Source organism: Mesorhizobium sp. P3_A2, assembly GCF_056403115.1.
The window spans coordinates 45,814-60,333 of the sequence record NZ_JBFUGC010000004.1; the positions used below are offsets into that span (position 1 = coordinate 45,814).

The 14,520-nt window shown below is 62.5% G+C and carries 13 protein-coding genes and 1 pseudogene; 4 read left to right on the forward strand and 10 right to left on the reverse strand.

Features of this window, described 5'->3' with window-relative positions; all coding sequences use genetic code 11:
- Positions 1-120 precede the first annotated feature (120 nt).
- Positions 121-2,106: a BTAD domain-containing putative transcriptional regulator gene (locus tag AC1DXM_RS10535; RefSeq protein WP_477232983.1), complete on the reverse strand. Its 1,986-nt coding sequence runs from the start codon at positions 2,104-2,106 to the stop codon at positions 121-123.
- 173 nt (positions 2,107-2,279) lie between these two features.
- Between AC1DXM_RS10535 and AC1DXM_RS10540 the strand changes: the two genes are divergently transcribed.
- Positions 2,280-2,522, forward strand: a complete 243-nt coding sequence (locus tag AC1DXM_RS10540; protein ID WP_142865988.1) for a DUF1127 domain-containing protein — start codon at positions 2,280-2,282, stop codon at positions 2,520-2,522.
- Between the two features lie 170 nt (positions 2,523-2,692).
- Here the strand turns inward: AC1DXM_RS10540 and AC1DXM_RS10545 are convergent, their stop codons facing one another.
- A complete protein-coding gene (locus AC1DXM_RS10545) occupies positions 2,693-4,510 on the reverse strand; it encodes a patatin-like phospholipase family protein (RefSeq protein ID WP_477232984.1) in 1,818 nt (605 codons plus the stop codon).
- A 354-nt stretch (positions 4,511-4,864) separates the two neighbouring features.
- On the opposite strand from AC1DXM_RS10545, the gene AC1DXM_RS10550 reads away from it, so the two are divergent.
- Positions 4,865-5,527, forward strand: coding sequence for a L,D-transpeptidase (locus AC1DXM_RS10550; protein WP_477232985.1), 663 nt, complete (start codon positions 4,865-4,867; stop codon positions 5,525-5,527).
- An 11-nt stretch (positions 5,528-5,538) separates the two neighbouring features.
- A complete protein-coding gene (locus AC1DXM_RS10555) occupies positions 5,539-6,051 on the forward strand; it encodes an OmpA family protein (protein ID WP_477232986.1) in 513 nt (170 codons plus the stop codon).
- Positions 6,052-6,130: 79 nt separating this feature from the next.
- Here AC1DXM_RS10555 and AC1DXM_RS10560 read toward each other — a convergent pair whose 3' ends face one another.
- The 4 genes from AC1DXM_RS10560 to AC1DXM_RS10575 all read right to left on the reverse strand — a co-directional run bounded on the left by AC1DXM_RS10560 (position 6,131) and on the right by AC1DXM_RS10575 (position 9,775).
- Positions 6,131-6,925, reverse strand: a complete 795-nt coding sequence (locus AC1DXM_RS10560) for a bestrophin-like domain (protein WP_477232987.1) — start codon at positions 6,923-6,925, stop codon at positions 6,131-6,133.
- Between the two features lie 135 nt (positions 6,926-7,060).
- Positions 7,061-7,579, reverse strand: a complete 519-nt coding sequence (locus tag AC1DXM_RS10565; RefSeq protein ID WP_477232988.1) for a DUF5943 domain-containing protein — start codon at positions 7,577-7,579, stop codon at positions 7,061-7,063.
- Between the two features lie 11 nt (positions 7,580-7,590).
- Positions 7,591-8,865: a metal-dependent hydrolase family protein gene (locus AC1DXM_RS10570; protein ID WP_477232989.1), complete on the reverse strand. Its 1,275-nt coding sequence runs from the start codon at positions 8,863-8,865 to the stop codon at positions 7,591-7,593.
- Positions 8,866-8,890: 25 nt separating this feature from the next.
- Positions 8,891-9,775 (reverse strand): fumarylacetoacetate hydrolase family protein, encoded by an 885-nt coding sequence (locus AC1DXM_RS10575; RefSeq protein ID WP_477232990.1) that lies wholly within the window; start codon positions 9,773-9,775, stop codon positions 8,891-8,893.
- Positions 9,776-9,920: 145 nt separating this feature from the next.
- On the opposite strand from AC1DXM_RS10575, the gene AC1DXM_RS10580 reads away from it, so the two are divergent.
- Entirely contained in the window at positions 9,921-10,622 is a 702-nt protein-coding gene (locus AC1DXM_RS10580) for a GntR family transcriptional regulator (RefSeq protein WP_352586361.1), read from the forward strand.
- A 70-nt stretch (positions 10,623-10,692) separates the two neighbouring features.
- Here the strand turns inward: AC1DXM_RS10580 and AC1DXM_RS10585 are convergent, their stop codons facing one another.
- From AC1DXM_RS10585 to AC1DXM_RS10600, 4 genes and pseudogenes are all read right to left on the reverse strand, one after another.
- A complete protein-coding gene (locus AC1DXM_RS10585; RefSeq protein WP_477232991.1) occupies positions 10,693-11,739 on the reverse strand; it encodes an extracellular solute-binding protein in 1,047 nt (348 codons plus the stop codon).
- A gap of 32 nt (positions 11,740-11,771) precedes the next feature.
- A complete protein-coding gene (locus tag AC1DXM_RS10590) occupies positions 11,772-12,575 on the reverse strand; it encodes an ABC transporter permease (protein ID WP_477232992.1) in 804 nt (267 codons plus the stop codon).
- Positions 12,572-13,441: an ABC transporter permease gene (locus AC1DXM_RS10595; protein ID WP_477232993.1), complete on the reverse strand. Its 870-nt coding sequence runs from the start codon at positions 13,439-13,441 to the stop codon at positions 12,572-12,574. Before AC1DXM_RS10595 ends, AC1DXM_RS10590 begins: the two co-directional genes overlap by 4 nt.
- 1 nt (position 13,442) lies before the next feature.
- Positions 13,443-14,463, reverse strand: a pseudogene (locus tag AC1DXM_RS10600) (ABC transporter ATP-binding protein).
- Positions 14,464-14,520 lie beyond the last annotated feature (57 nt).

Here is a 14,520-nt window from a genome sequence, read left to right on the forward strand (position 1 = left end):
CCTCGGCCGTATAAGTCAGCTTTGCGGCTTCCTGAAAGCTGACGTCGTAAGCGACCGCGCTGGAGGTCGTCGTGCGCCAGGAGCACACTATGCGAAAGCGAACCTCGCGATCTGCATTGGTCAGCGTTCGGGCAATCCCGCCAGCCTCAGAGCTTCGGCCACCTGATCTGCCCATTCCGGCATGTGTCTAAAGAAGGGCAGCGACCGATATTGGTCGATCGTGAAGCCCGGCTGGGCAGCCAGGAGCTTCCGAGCGGCCCAGCGGGCGGTCTCCAGGTCTCCGTCCATTGCCGACCAGGCGGCGAGGTATCGATAGGACATGATGATGTCTGGATGAGCGCTGATGACCTCACGGGCGATCGCGACCGCCTGGGAAAGAGAACCTGTCTTGGCCATGGCGGTGGCCATGCCCAGCCTCATGTTGAATGTGAGCGGATCCATTGGGCTCAGTGTCATCGCCTGCTGGAATCGTTCGAGCGAGCGAGCGACTTCGCCCTTGTAGATCGCGATCCAGCCATGGCGGGCCCATGCCCACGCATTGTTTGGATCAAGCTTGAGAGCCTTCTCGATAAAGGTGGTGGCACGCTCCTGGTCGCCGCACATGCTCAAGGCTGAGCCGGCGGCGGTCAACGCGGTTGGATCATCGCTGATCGAACCCGCAGCCTCAACCGCCGCGCGCGCCTTTTCCAGCTCCCTCTCCGGCTGGTCGGTCCAAAGATACGCGGCCTTCGAGGCGTGGCACCATGCCAAAAGCGCATGCGCGCGACCATAGGCCGGATCGATCGTGATCGCCTTTTGCAGCATCTCTATCGCCTGGTTGTTGGTGTCCTTGCGGCGGCCCCAAAGGTTCGGATAGGCGCGCATGACGAGATCATAGGCCCGCAGGCTGGTCGGCGGCTTGCGCTTGGCCAGCTCGATCTCGGCGCCACGGATGGCCGGATGGATGGCGCCGGCCACCTGCGCCGCGATCCTGTCTTGGAACTCGAAAACGTCCTCGGTCGCACCCTCGTAGCGCTCGGACCACAGTTGCGCCCGCGTCTCGGCATCGACCAGTTGCACGGAAATGCGCAGCCGGTCGCCGCCCCGCCGAACAGTGCCTTCGACCATGTAAGCGACGCCGAGTTCTCTGCCGACCTCGCGCACGTCGACGAAGCGTCCCTTGTAGGTGAAGGCGGATTGACGTGCGATTACGAAAAAGTCCCGGATGCGGGAAAGCGCAGCAGTGATCTCCTCGACAACGCCGTCGGCAAAATACTCGTCGTCCGCTCCACCGAGATTGTCGAAGGGCATCACCGCCACCGACGGCTGGTCATGCGATCTGGCAGACACAATCTGAGACGGCTCAGTGTCGTGCACCGCCGCGGTCTGGCGATTTCCAGCCCGCGATTGTAGCAACACCGCCAGTGACTGCGTCTGTGCCTCGGGTTCTACGCCCAGATGCTTCTTCAGCAGCGCACGGCAGGACGCGAACTGTCGCAAGGCCGCGTTCTCCTGGCCCCTCACAGCGTGGATGCGCATCAGCGCTCGATGCGCTGCCTCCGCGGTCGGATCCGAAGCGAGCAGCCTTTCCGCGAGCCGCTCACAAGCCGCTTCGTCCGCGGATCCGGCTTCGGACTGCGCCAAGCTCAGGTGTTCCACCAACTGCATCGCTTTCTGTCGGTATCTGATCTGATACGGGCTGAACCATTCATCTAGACCGTCCGGAATGGCCTCACCCGACAGGACATCACCACGGTAGAGGTCGGCGGCGACGGCGAGGTCCGCCGTACCGCTTTCGGCGAGCTTCCGCTCAAAGAGCCAAATATCCGCCTCGTCCGGACCGGCCGTCAGCGCCACCGTCTCCTGATCCCCCTCGATATAAATGGCCGCGTCGCCGCCGGCGGGAAACCATCGCCTGATATCGGCCAGGGCCTGACGCAGACTGTTGCGCGCCTGCGCGTCGCCTCTCCCTGGCCAAAGCCCTTCGGAAAGTTGCTCGCGATGGCGGCCGCGACGACCCGCCAGGACCAGGGCGGCAAAAAGAAGTGCGGATTTGCGCGTTGCGAAGCGGACGGGCTGGCCCCCTCCGGAAGTCACTTCAAGACCGCCAAGCAACCGGATGCGCACAAGCCCTCTCCAGATTTCGAATACGCTAGCAGCAGAATAACATCTTCGGCAGCCGATTTAACGCGGATTTAACGGCGGCCCGCCGGGCTTTCCTCCGTGGTTCACGCCCGGCTGAACAGCCGCAAAGCGCCAGTGTGACAAGCTTCGATCGCAATCTGAAACGGGAGAGCAAGATGACTCACACGCAAGCTCGCGCCGAGACCCGCACATCGAAACGTCAGCTGCCTGGCGTAACCTCGAAAAGCGTGGCAACGGCGGTCGCCGCCTTCATCGCGTGGCGGCGAACCATTGCAGCGCGCAGGGCGATAAAAGACCTGACCCCTGATCAGTTGAAGGACATCGGCTATTCGGAGTCCCCTGCGCCAAAGTTCTTCGTCAGGGTCGGCCTCATGACGGATCTGATGTCGATGAGATAAAGTCGGCGATGATCCACGGGGCGGCGGCGCGGTGTGGCGGTGGTCGTCATCCCTGGCGACGTTGCGATTCAGGATTACGAGGCGCCTTTTCTCGGCGCCCGCCGCTCTCGCAATCCGACAGCCGGTCGTCGTTCCCGCGGCCGATCAACTCGATGCGCTCGCCGATCTGTTCAACTGAGCACCGCCCGGAGCCCTGAGTCGTTCTGGCGGAGACGTTCCTCGATCCATTGCGCCGTGCGGTCGTAGGCGTCCGAAAACAATTCGGAATGCCGACTCCAATCCATGAAAGTGCTCGAAACCTGCGGACAGACCAAGACATCCTCGTCGCCGACGGCAATGTCCTGCGGCCCGTGTGCCAGGATACTCGCGGCAATAACCTGAAGCATGCTCGGAACCTGCGGCAGGCGGGCACGGCCGAAAGGGTTCAGCAGGGCGATCGCCAGTTCCGATCTTCCGGGGATGCGGTCATAGTCGATGTGGTATTTTTGCGGTCCACTGGACCCAAAGCTCACGATGACATTGGGGCCGGTCTTGAGTTCCCTCATCTGTTCCAGCGGCAAATTGTTCATGATGGCGCCGTCCACCAGCATATCGCCGTCAGCCGTAAAGAACGGCGGCAGGACACCCGGGAGCGAGCCGGATGCCCGAACGGCTTGCCAGAGTTTTCCACGACGGTGGACATGGGGCTGACGGCTGCTCAGATTGGTCGAAAGCGCAAAGAACGGAACCCAAAGATCTTCGATCAGAACGTCGCCGTATTCCTCCCGAAGGGCTCGATCGAAGGCTTTGTGATCTAGAAGCGCGAAACGCGGCCAGGTGGGGCGCCGAAACGCCCGACTCTTGACAAATATGTTGTGCGTGCCGCGGTCGATCTGCTCGGCGTCCAACCCTCTTGCGAAGCCGGCCATCATCGCCGCTCCGGAACTCGTCCCGCCGAGATAGTCGAAGCGCCCGCCCGCCTCGACGAAGGCCTTGTAAACGCCCAGATGGGCGCTGCCCAGGGACCCACCCCCCGCCGCCACGAAGCCACGTGCCTTGCAGGAAATAAATCGGACCAGGCGCTGGATATCAGACGCGTCCTCCAGCGCAACATGATGATGCTGGCCGACATGGGGGCGCTCATCGAGCCACGCAGAGGTGCCGGAGACCGCAGCCGAGCGATTGTCGTGAATTAACACAAGCCGACCGGTCGATGGTGGATGGACCGATAGCGCCAATTCCTCGGACGTGTTCAAGCGAGGCGAGGAGGACGCGTTCGCTAGCAGCAGGACGGTATCGGCTTGGCGAATGCAGACTCGTGTCCATTCATTAGGTTCTTCATCCGCGACATAGACAACGAATTCAGCTTGCGCCTCCAGTTCGTTCAACCAGTTAAGGACCGGCTGGTCGTCGATCGGACGACCAGCGAACTTCGCGTGGACGTCAAGCCGGGAAACGAACTGAGCGCGCGTGACCGCGCCGAACTCTTGCTGTAGGTGCCCGATGAAAACCGGTGAGATGCGACTTCCGCCGGCTGCAATGATGGCAAGCGTTCGGATTTTGGCAGGTTTCTGGAGACGTGACAAAACCGGAGATTGCGTGGCGAACCGGCGCGCCAGAGATATTGTGACCGCCTCTCTTAGGTTCGGCAGAGCCTCGGCCGCCTTCTCGAAATGATTACGACTGATTTCAAGGACGATCGAATCGCGCGCTGCAAGAACAGTGGCCGTACGGGGCAGCCCTGCAAAGAAACCAATTTCGCCGACTAGTTCGCCCTGTGCGATCTCGGCGACCGAGCCAATCCGATCTCCCTTGTGTACCGTAAAGCGACCGGACAGTACGACGAAGAACCTGTCCGATGGATCGCCTTCGCGAACCAGGACCTCACCGCGCCTTAGGACCCGACGGTCGGATTCGGCAGCCAAAGCCTCGAGCGCCAGCAACGACGCACGATCGAACATCAATGTCGCCGACAATAATCTCGCGGCGAGAGAATCGGCGGAGGACATTTTGAGCCATCCGGGGAACGCATTCGCTCCGGTAATTGTATCCCGTACCGCTCGTGTTTGCAGCATCGCCGAACCGCAACGTTGCCGGCTGGAGCCCGTCTATGGATCAAAATTCTGATGTGCCGACCTTATGCGAAGCATTGGTTCACCGTGGCGTCCGCGAGGCGTTCGATCCGCGGCAACTGGTGGGGATTCGCCAGACCATCTCGAAGGCGCGCCGTCGCTGCGGACGCTTCTGACTATCCAAGGCCCGAAGCTGCCGGTCCGCTCTCGGCTCAACTGCAGCATTTTCCACTTTGAGGCGAAATAATTCTCAATTATGGTCCACCAGACTGAAGGCATGGGGGATTGCCGATGGTTTTGTCACGCAGGGGTGTCGTGATCGGTGGCCTGGCGCTGGTCGCGGCCAGTGCAACCGGCACTGTTGTTCAAGCCGCGGCGGCGGCAAAATCCTTTTTCGCCGGTACCGCCAGCGACAACAATTTTGTCTATCGCAAGACCAACTTCGCCAAGATCGACAAGAGATGGCATCGCCAGATCGTCAAGTATTTCAGCACCGAGCCGGTCGGCACGGTCGTGGTCGATACCCGCCACCACTTCCTCTACCTCATCATGGAAAACAAGACCGCCATCCGCTACGGCGTCGGCGTCGGCAAGGAAGGCTTCAAATGGTACGGCCGCGCGACGATCGACCGCCGGGCGCTGTGGCCGCAATGGGTCCCGCCCCCCGAAATGCGTAAGCGCAGGCCGGAGCTACCGCCCATGATCGAAGGCGGCGCGCCCAACAATCCGCTCGGGCCGCGCGCGCTCTATCTTTACCGCGACGGCGCCGACATCGGCTACCGCCTGCATGGCACGCTGGAGCCATGGAGCATCGGCACCGACGCTTCCAGCGGCTGCATCCGCATGTTCCCGGAAGACATCATCGACCTCTACCAGCGGTGCCCGATCGGCACTGCGGTGGAGGTCCTGCCGCACATCGCCGACCAGGCGCCCCCTTCCACCACCGTCGAATGATTGGGCGCATCATGAACCGCATGATTGAAAACACGCGCCGGCTGCTCACCGCCAGCCTGCTGGTGCTGACCGCATCCTGCTCGACCAGCAACACGCTGACCCCGCCCACGCCCGACGTCACCAACGCCGAGATTGCCGGCTTCCAGAACGTGCAGCCGGGCAGCGAGGAGGATTTTATCCTCAATGTCGGCCGGCGCACCTATTTCACGAAAGGTTCGGCCGCGCTCGATTCTGTCGCCAAGACCACCCTCGACACCCAGATCGCCTGGTTGTCAAAGTATCCGCGCTGGCTGCTCAAGCTGCAGGGTTTCGCCGACGATCCCGGCGCAAGCGAAACAGCGCTGTCGCAGCAGCGCGCCGATGCAGTGATGAACTACCTCGCCGCCGGCGGCATAGACCGCAACCGCATGTGGGCCAAGGGCTACGGCAAGGACAGGCTCGTCCGCGACTGCCCCGACAACGCCTGCAGGTCGCAGAACCGCCGCGTTGTGTCCAATCTGCGCGATGAGAGGGACGACTCGTAGGGGGCTGCTGTTTTGCTTGTCACCAAATCAGAGTCTCACAACGCGACGGAATTTACCCGTCTCTGCACTCCTGCTTGTATCATTCGTCGCCGCCCGCATTGGCTTCCGGCATAACTTGCAGCAACGGTTGCGGTGATACTGCGATCTCTCCCGTGAAGGGCCGGTCGTGGGCGAGAATTAACAGAACGGATGCCGCCACGCCGGTCGCAAAACTTCCAAGAGCGATCGCCGATGCCATTCGGTTATCACTATGAACGATCGCAATCGCGAGAAGAGCACAGAAGGCTTGCAGGATCAGGCAGGCCCACTTCGTCGGGTTGACTTGTGCCGAGCTGACGAGAACCCGTTGGCGACGCGCCTCGAAGGCGTCTTCAAGCCACCTCGTAATCTCGCGCTGCGCGATCTCCTGGCCGGGATTGCTTGGCGCCAAGGCCAGCGTCGTCCGCAGCGCCTCGTTAAGCGCCGGCGGGATTATGGTGAGGGTCGCCGCGCCCTCGGCCATCAGCGGCCACTCCTGGCTCGTCGTTTCCTCGATATAGCTGCGCACCAGCGTCCGTAGGCGCGCCTCGGGCTCCCCGGGAAAGCTGCTCGCCAGAACCACGACCGACCGCAACGCGCTGGCCTCGCGATTGACTGCCGCATTGGCTCGATCGTTGTCGCTCCAGACCTGAGCCGCGGTGAACGCCACAAATAGGCCAAAGATGATACCGAGCGGCGGCAACATGCCAGGCGAAAGCGCCTTGAATGACCGCGCCGTGGAGCCCGCGGAAAGAACGGCGATGCCTTGGTGCAAGATGAACGCGACGATATAGGTGGCCCCGAACACGACGAGAGCCATCCAGGCGAGTGGAAGAGTATGCAACCAGCCACTCATAGTAGCGCCTGCCCCATCCTGAGAATTCGTCGTCAGGCGTTTGTAGGGCCGTCCTTCCACTCGTGGCAATGCCACCGTGTTCCATCGTGTCGACAAAACTCTATGCACCGGTGCAATCGGCTGACAACCGGCCTGTTACGCCGCGAAGTCGAACCGGCAATGGTCGTGCCGGCCATCGCAGGCGCAGTAGGTCTCCTCGCAGTCGACCGCCGTCGGATCCGCAAGGCCGAGCAGGAACGAGAAGGCACCGGTGACGAAACCTTCGAACATGTAGCAGACGCGCTGTCCGCGCTGGTGCCCGGCTTCGAGCGCGAAGATCGAATTCCTCAGGCTGATGCTGCCGCGGCGGCCGGCAATATCCAGCACGTCGATCGAGAACTGGCCCCAGCCACGTTGCGACAAGCGCTCGAAATAGTGGCGGAAGGTCGCCTGGGGGTGGAGGCCTTTGGCACGTACCTGTGCCTCGCACCATTCGATGGCGGATTTCGCCGTCGCTGCGCGCAGGATGGTGCGATAGGCCTCACGGCCGAGAGCTGCCTCGACCGCAAGATGGTTATTCACCAGGAAGTGCCTGGGCAGATAGACCATGGGCAGCCCGTCGGTCCGCCAGATGCCGCTTGCCTCACAGACATCGATCGGAACCGCGGGCTGCATTGTGCTCTGGCCTAGGCCGCTTGCCGCTGCGAAGCGACCGATGCCGACTGGTCCTTGTAGAGCTCGCCATCCTTCATGATGACGATGAGGTTCTTCTCATGCACCATCATGTCGAGGTCCTTAAGCGGGTCGCCATTGACGAGCAGGAGGTCGGCGATGAAGCCTTCCTTGACCATGCCGAGCTCGTCGCCAAGACCCATCACCTGGCCGCCGAGCCTTGTGCCGCACTGCAGCGCTTCGCTGGGGGAATAGCCCAGCAGGTCGACGAAGTGCTTCAGGTCGCGTGCGTTGGTGCCTTGCGGCGTCTGCGCGAAACCATAGTCGCCGCCGATCAGCGCGCGCACGCCGCGCTTGCGCAGTTCGGTGTAGACCTTGCGGCTGTCGTCGAGGATGCGCTGCATGCCGAACTTCACCGCCATCTCATGGGTAAAGCCGAAGGGCTCGCCCTCATAGAGCGTGCCGTAGATGATGCCGATGGCCGGGCCGACGAAGATGCGGTCCTTGGCCGATTCGAGTGCGTCGAGCGCTTCCTCGTCAGCGGATTCGCAGTGGTAGATGACGTCGACGCCGCACTTCACCGCGCGCTTCACCGAACCGGCGGCGCGGGCATGGCAGTTGATCTTCTTGCCGAAGTCGCGCGCCACCGACACCGCCGTCATCACCTCGGCCTCGCTCATGACGGTCAGGCCGCCGTGCGCCGCGGGGCTGAGATCGTCGCCTGAGATGTTGATCTTGATGTTGTCGGCGCCTTCGCGGCAGCACAGCCGCACCGCCTTGGTGATCTCCTCGACGCCGTCGGCGATCATGCCGAAGCTCTCGTGATACATATGCTGCTGGCGCTCGTCGCCGAGACCGCCGGTGACGGTGATCTCCGGGCTGCCGGCGCGCATGCGCGGTCCGGGCAGGCGGCCGGCATTGATCTCGTTGCGGATGACGATGTCGAGCCTGAGCTTCGACGTGGCGGCGCTGTAGGCGCTGGTGAAGCCGTGGTCGAGCAAGGTCTTGGCGTTGCGCATGGTGAGCAGCAGATGCTCCTCGGGCGGGATCAGGCCGAGATCGGAATCCTTGATCGCGCCGCCGAAGGAGATGTGAGCATGGCCTTCGACGAGGCCCGGCATCAGCGTCATGCCGCGGCATTCCACGGTCGTTGCGCCCTCGCCCGACATTTGTCCGGGCGTACGCGCAATGGTGACGATGCGGCCATTGTCGACCAGCAGATCGGCCGGAAAGGCATCGGCGCCGGTGCCGTCCCAGATCATGGCATTTCGAAACATCACTCTTGTCATGACATCGTCCTTTCGCGTTTGGCGGCTACTGATTGACGGCTTGCCGGGCGACGACGTCGTCGGCCACGACATTGGACAGGATGCCGACGCCTTCGAGCTCGATCTCGCAGACATCGCCATGCTTCATGAACAGTTGCGGCTTGCGCGCCATGCCGACACCGGCCGGCGTGCCGGTGACGAGAATGTCGCCGGGCTCGAGTGTGATGGCTTCGCTGATGATCGAGATCAGCGAGGCGACATCGAAGATCATGTCGTTGGTCGAGGCGTTCTGGACGATCTCGCCGTTGAGCCGCGTCTGGATGCGCAGGCCCTTGCCGCCCGGCGGCAATTCGTCCGCCGTCACGAAGATCGGCCCGAACGAACCGGTGCCGTCGAAATTCTTGCCGACGGTCCATTGCGGCGACTTGGTCTGGAAATCGCGGATCGAGGCATCGTTGAAGATGGAATAGCCGGCGACATGGCTGAGCGCCTGAGCCAGAGGAATGTGGCGGCCGGCCTTGCCGATGATGGCTACCATCTCGCCTTCATAGTCGAGCTGGATCGAGGCTTCCGGGCGGCGGATCGCCGCGCCATGCCCGATCAGGCTGCTCGAAAAGCGGGCAAACAGGGTCGGATAGGCAGGCGGCGTAAAACCACTTTCGATCGAATGGTCGACATAGTTCAGACCGACGCAGATGATCTTGCCCGGCGCCGAAATCGGCGGCAGCCATTCGACCGCTTTCGCATCGATGCGCCGGCCGCAGGCCAGCTTCTCGCCGGCGGCCTGCAGCGCTTGCCCGCCTTCGGCGATCAGTTCGTCCAGCCATCCCGGGAACATCGCATCGCTGGCGTCGATGCCGCGGAACTCGCCTGCCGGCAAGGCGACCGCCAGCCCAGGTCCCCGCGGCGATTTATAGACTGCAAATCGCACTGGCCACATCCTCGTTGGTGAAGGCTGGACTTTGTTGAGAAATTATATATCTGTCAACAGAGAATATATTATTTTGCATTCTGATTTCGGGCTGGAATAATGTATCAAGGCTCCTCAATGGACGGATTCGGCCGCGGGCAAGCGAATGGCTAGGGAAGGCTCCATCAATCTCACCCAGGGCGCGTATGAGGATCTGCGCGCCGACCTGCTGTCGTGCCGGATCGCACCGGGCAGCCGGCTCAAGGTCCAGGAACTCTGCGACCGGCTGTCCGTCAGCCTCGGCGCCATCCGCGAGGCGCTGTCGCGGCTGACCTCGGAAGGCCTTGTCGTGGCCGAACCGCAGCGCGGCTTTCGCGCCGCCCCGATCTCGGCCGAGGACCTGCTCGACCTCACCAAGACGCGCATCCAGATCGAGACGCTGTGCATCCGCCGCGCCATCGAAGTTGGCGACGTCGCCTGGGAATCGCAGCTGGTTGCAGCACTCCACCGGCTGTCGCGCACGCCCGAACACACGCCGGACGATCCGGTGCATTCGAGCGACGAATGGGCGACCGCGCATGCGGCCTTCCACAAGGCGCTGGTGGCCGGCTGCGACAGCCACTGGCTGCTGCGCCTGCGCGACCAGCTTTACGACCAGAGCGAGCGCTACCGCCGCCGCTCGGTCTCGCTGGCGCCAAAGGCCCGCAACATCATCAAGGAACATCAGGACCTCGCCGCTGCCGTGCTCGACCGCAATGCCGAGAAGGCCGCCGAATTGCTGGCGGCGCATCTGGCTGTCACCACCGACATCCTGCTGGCGGCGGAGGCCTCCGACCTTCCAGCGCCAAAGACGACGGTGCGGGCGTAGCGCTTCATTTCCAAATTCCTCCGGGAAACAAAACGCCGCCCGTATAAGCGAGCGGCGTTTTGCTGTCGGCCTACTGGCGCAGATTGGTCCAGATCCGGTCATAGGCGCGGATCGCCTTCTCGTCGCATGACGGTGCGAACGTGATTTTCAGGTCGGCCGGCGGATTGAACTCCGGCGAGCCGCCAATGTCGGGCGCCAGGAACTTGTTCGATCCGGCGATCGCACTCTGGTAGCCGGTGTATTTCTGCTGCAGCGCGATGTTTTCGGGATCCATCAGGAAGTTGAGAAATTTTTTTGCGTTCTCGGCATTGGGCGCGCTGGTCGGCACCGCGACATTGTCCATCCAGCCGACGACACCTTCCTTGGGATAGACGTATTTGACCGTCGACTTCTGCTGGCGTGTCGCCAGCGCCTTGCCCGACCATTGCTCGTGCATGACCGTTTCGCCGGCAACCTGGCGCTCGACGATGCCGTCGGAATTGTAGACTTTCACGAAGGGCTTCTGCGCCTCGAGCAAGGCATTGAGCTCCTTAAGATCAGCCGGATTGCTGTTGCATTGATCCTTGCCGAGATAGACTAGCGCCAGCGACATCACTTCGGTCGGCGAGCCGAACATGCCGACCTTGCCCTTGAGCTCCGCCGGCGGATCGAACAGCGGCTTCAAACTATCGGTCGGTCCCTTGTAGACGGCGGTGTCGACGGAATAGGAGGTCGTGCCCCACACCCATGGCACAGTGTATTTCGCATCGGGATCCCAGGACCGGTGCTGCCATTCCGGATCGACGTTTTTGAAGTTCGGCATCGCGCCTGCGTCGACTTCCTGGAACAGCTTCTGCTTGACGAAGATCGGCACGAAATCGTTGCTGATGATCATCACGTCATAGCCGGCGGCGCCGGAGCTCAGCTTGGCGAGCGCCGTCTCGTTGGAATCGTAGGTGTCGATGGTGACCTTGATCCCGGTCTCCGCCTCGAATTTCTTGATCATTTCGTCCGACGTGTAGTCGGTCCAGTTGTAGATGTGCAGTTCGCCGGCGTCCGCCAGCGCATGGGTGGTGATCGCGCCGAGCATGGCGGCCGCCAAGGCTAGTCCCGAAAGTCCTTCCTTCCATTTGGTCACGGTCATTCTCCTCTGGTCTGTTTTCTTATTTTCTAGGCAAATCTGTTGCGTCGTCCGACGAGCAGGGCCGCGGCGACGAAGACGATGGAAACGGCAAGCAGGATTGTGGAGATGGCGTTGACCTCCGGCGTCACGCCAAGCCGCATCATGCCGTAGATGTAGACCGGCAGCGTCGTAGAGCCGGCGCTCGACACCATCATCGAGATCAGGAAATCGTCGAGCGAAACGACGAAGGCCATGATGGCGCCGGCGGAGATCGCAGGCAGCAGCAAAGGCAGCGTGACACGGCGAAACAATCGCCACTCATCGGCATAGAGATCGCGCCCCGCTTCCTCCAGCGTACCGCCCATGTCGCGCAGCCGTGCCTGGATCGGTAGCAGCGCGAACGGGATGCAAAAGACGGTGTGGGCGATCATCAGGTTGATCAGCCCATGATGCATGCCGAGACCCGAGAAGAAGATCAGCGTGGTGATCGCCACGACGATCTCCGGCACCACCAGCGGCATCGCGATCAGCGCCGTCGCCGTGCCCCGCCCGAAGCGCAGCCGGCCGCGCTCCAATGCGATCGCGCCCGACGTGGCGATGGCCGTCGACGCTATGGTGGCGACGATGGCGATGATGACGCTGTTGTAGGCGGCGTCGCGGATCGCGCCATTGTTGGCGACCGCGACGAACCATTTGAAACTGAAGCCGGCCCAGACGGTGACCAACCGGCTCGAGTTGAAGGCATAGATCACCAGGATCAGTAGCGGCGCGTAGAAGAACAGGAAGATCAGCGCGGTGTAGGCCGACAGGCCGGGCGTATGCCGCCAGTCGAAAGGCTTTGCTCCGTTCATCGCCGTTCCTCCTGCGCCCTACGCGAACGGATGACGAAGACGGTGAGCACGACGACCGTCACGACCGTCGAGAGCGCCGCGCCAAACGGCCAGTTGCGCGATGAGGTGAACTGCATCTGGATCAGGCTGCCGATGAGCAGCTTCTTGCCGCCGCCAAGCAGGTCTGGCGCCAGGAACGAACCGAGCGCTGGCGCGAACACCAGCGTGGCGCCGGCCAGCGCACCGGGCCTTGCCAGGGGCCAGACGATACGGCGGAAGACAGCGGCGCGGCTGGCATAGAGGTCGTGCGCGGCCTCGATCAGCCGGGCATCGATGCGTTCCAGCGTCGAATAGATCGGCAGCACCATGAACGGCAGGAAGGTGTAGACAAGGCCGAGCAGGATCGATCCGTCATTATAGAGCAGCGGCAGCGGATCGGAGATGATGCCGGCATGGCGCAGCGCGCCATTCGCCAGCCCTTCGTCGCGCAGGATCAGGATCCAGCAATAGGTGCGGATCAACGTGTTGATCCAGAACGGCAGCGTGACCGCGAACAGAAGCACCCGCCGGCGCTCAGGCGTCTGGCAGACGATGTACCAGGCGACCGGCAGGCCTAGCACGAGGCAGATGATGGTGGTGGCAATGGCGAGGTAGATCGAGCGCAGGATGATCAGGGCGTAGCTCGGTGAAAACACCAGGCTGTCGTCGAAGTCGCGCTGGTAGAGGAACTGCAGATAGGCGTCGAAGGTCGCCGGCGCGGTCACGCCGCCATAGGGGTTGGCGGTCATGAAGGAATAGCCGACCGCCAAGAACAGCGGCAGCACCATGAAGATGCCGATGACCAGCATGGCCGGCGCAATCAGCAGCCAGGTGCGGTTCGGACCCATCTCAGTTGACCAGTTCGCGTTCGAGGTGCCGTGCCCAGTCGACGACGACCCGGTCGCCGGCCGAAAGTGCTGCACCACCGCGCGAGCGCGAGTGCAGTTTTGCCCCTTCCTCCAGCACGACTTCGTAGAGCGTGTCGGAGCCGAGGAAGGTGATGGCGGAGACCGCGCCCGTGGCGTGCCCCTTGGCGCTCCGATGCCGGCGACACCACGATGTGCTCCGGCCGCACGACGATCGTCTTTGCCGGATCGCGGCCAAGTGCTGCGCCTGGCAGCAGATTGGACTCGCCGATGAAGTCGGCAACGAAACGGTCCTGCGGATTATCGTAGATGTCCCTCGGCGTGCCGACCTGCAGCACGTCGCCGCTGCACATGACAGCGATCCGGTCGGACATGGCCAGCGCCTCCTCCTGGTCGTGCGTGACCAGCACGAAGGTGATGCCGGTCTCGCGTTGCAACCGCTTCAACTCGCTCTGCATCCCCTTGCGCAGTTTGAGGTCGAGCGCCGACAGCGGCTCGTCGAGCAAAAGCACGCTGGGCTTTGGCGCCAGCGCACGGGCCACCGCGACACGCTGTTGCTGGCCACCCGACAATTGCGCCGGGTGCCGCGTGGCGAAGCCTTCCAGCCGCACCATTTCCAGCGCTTCCCTGACGCGCTCCTCGATCAGCGCTTTCGGCGCGTTCTGCATCTGCAGCCCGAACGCGACATTTTCGGCGACGCTCATATGCGGAAACAGCGCGTAGCTCTGGAACACCGTGTTGACCGGCCGCTTCTGTGGCGGCAGGGCAGCGACATCGCTGCCGGCAATGCGGATGGCGCCAGCACTTGGCGCCTCGAAGCCGGCGATCAGGCGCAGCAAGGTTGTCTTGCCGCAGCCCGACGGTCCCAGCAGCGTGAAGAACTCATTGTCGTAGATTTCCAAGCTGACTTCGTTCAGCGCGTGGACCGGGGCGGCGTCCCTGGTCACGAAAGATTTTGACACGCTGTGGATGTCGATCATGACCGGCACATTCCTGGACTGCATTTGAGATGGCTAAGAAGGCCATCACGGACACCTGGCACCGCACCTAAAAATTCGCTC

Bases quoted from the DNA above. Each gene is read 5' to 3' on its own strand.
- AC1DXM_RS10565 (WP_477232988.1), bottom strand. From the start codon at position 7,579: ATGCAGCCCGCGGTTCCGATCGATGTCTGTGAGGCAAGCGGCATCTGG.
- AC1DXM_RS10570 (WP_477232989.1), bottom strand. From the start codon at position 8,865: ATGACAAGAGTGATGTTTCGAAATGCCATGATCTGGGACGGCACCGGC.
- AC1DXM_RS10595 (WP_477232993.1), bottom strand. From the start codon at position 13,441: ATGGGTCCGAACCGCACCTGGCTGCTGATTGCGCCGGCCATGCTGGTC.
- AC1DXM_RS10555 (WP_477232986.1), top strand. From the start codon at position 5,539: ATGAACCGCATGATTGAAAACACGCGCCGGCTGCTCACCGCCAGCCTG.
- AC1DXM_RS10590 (WP_477232992.1), bottom strand. From the start codon at position 12,575: ATGAACGGAGCAAAGCCTTTCGACTGGCGGCATACGCCCGGCCTGTCG.
- AC1DXM_RS10545 (WP_477232984.1), bottom strand. From the start codon at position 4,510: ATGTCCTCCGCCGATTCTCTCGCCGCGAGATTATTGTCGGCGACATTG.
- AC1DXM_RS10550 (WP_477232985.1), top strand. From the start codon at position 4,865: ATGGTTTTGTCACGCAGGGGTGTCGTGATCGGTGGCCTGGCGCTGGTC.
- AC1DXM_RS10560 (WP_477232987.1), bottom strand. From the start codon at position 6,925: ATGAGTGGCTGGTTGCATACTCTTCCACTCGCCTGGATGGCTCTCGTC.
- AC1DXM_RS10580 (WP_352586361.1), top strand. From the start codon at position 9,921: ATGGCTAGGGAAGGCTCCATCAATCTCACCCAGGGCGCGTATGAGGAT.
- AC1DXM_RS10540 (WP_142865988.1), top strand. From the start codon at position 2,280: ATGACTCACACGCAAGCTCGCGCCGAGACCCGCACATCGAAACGTCAG.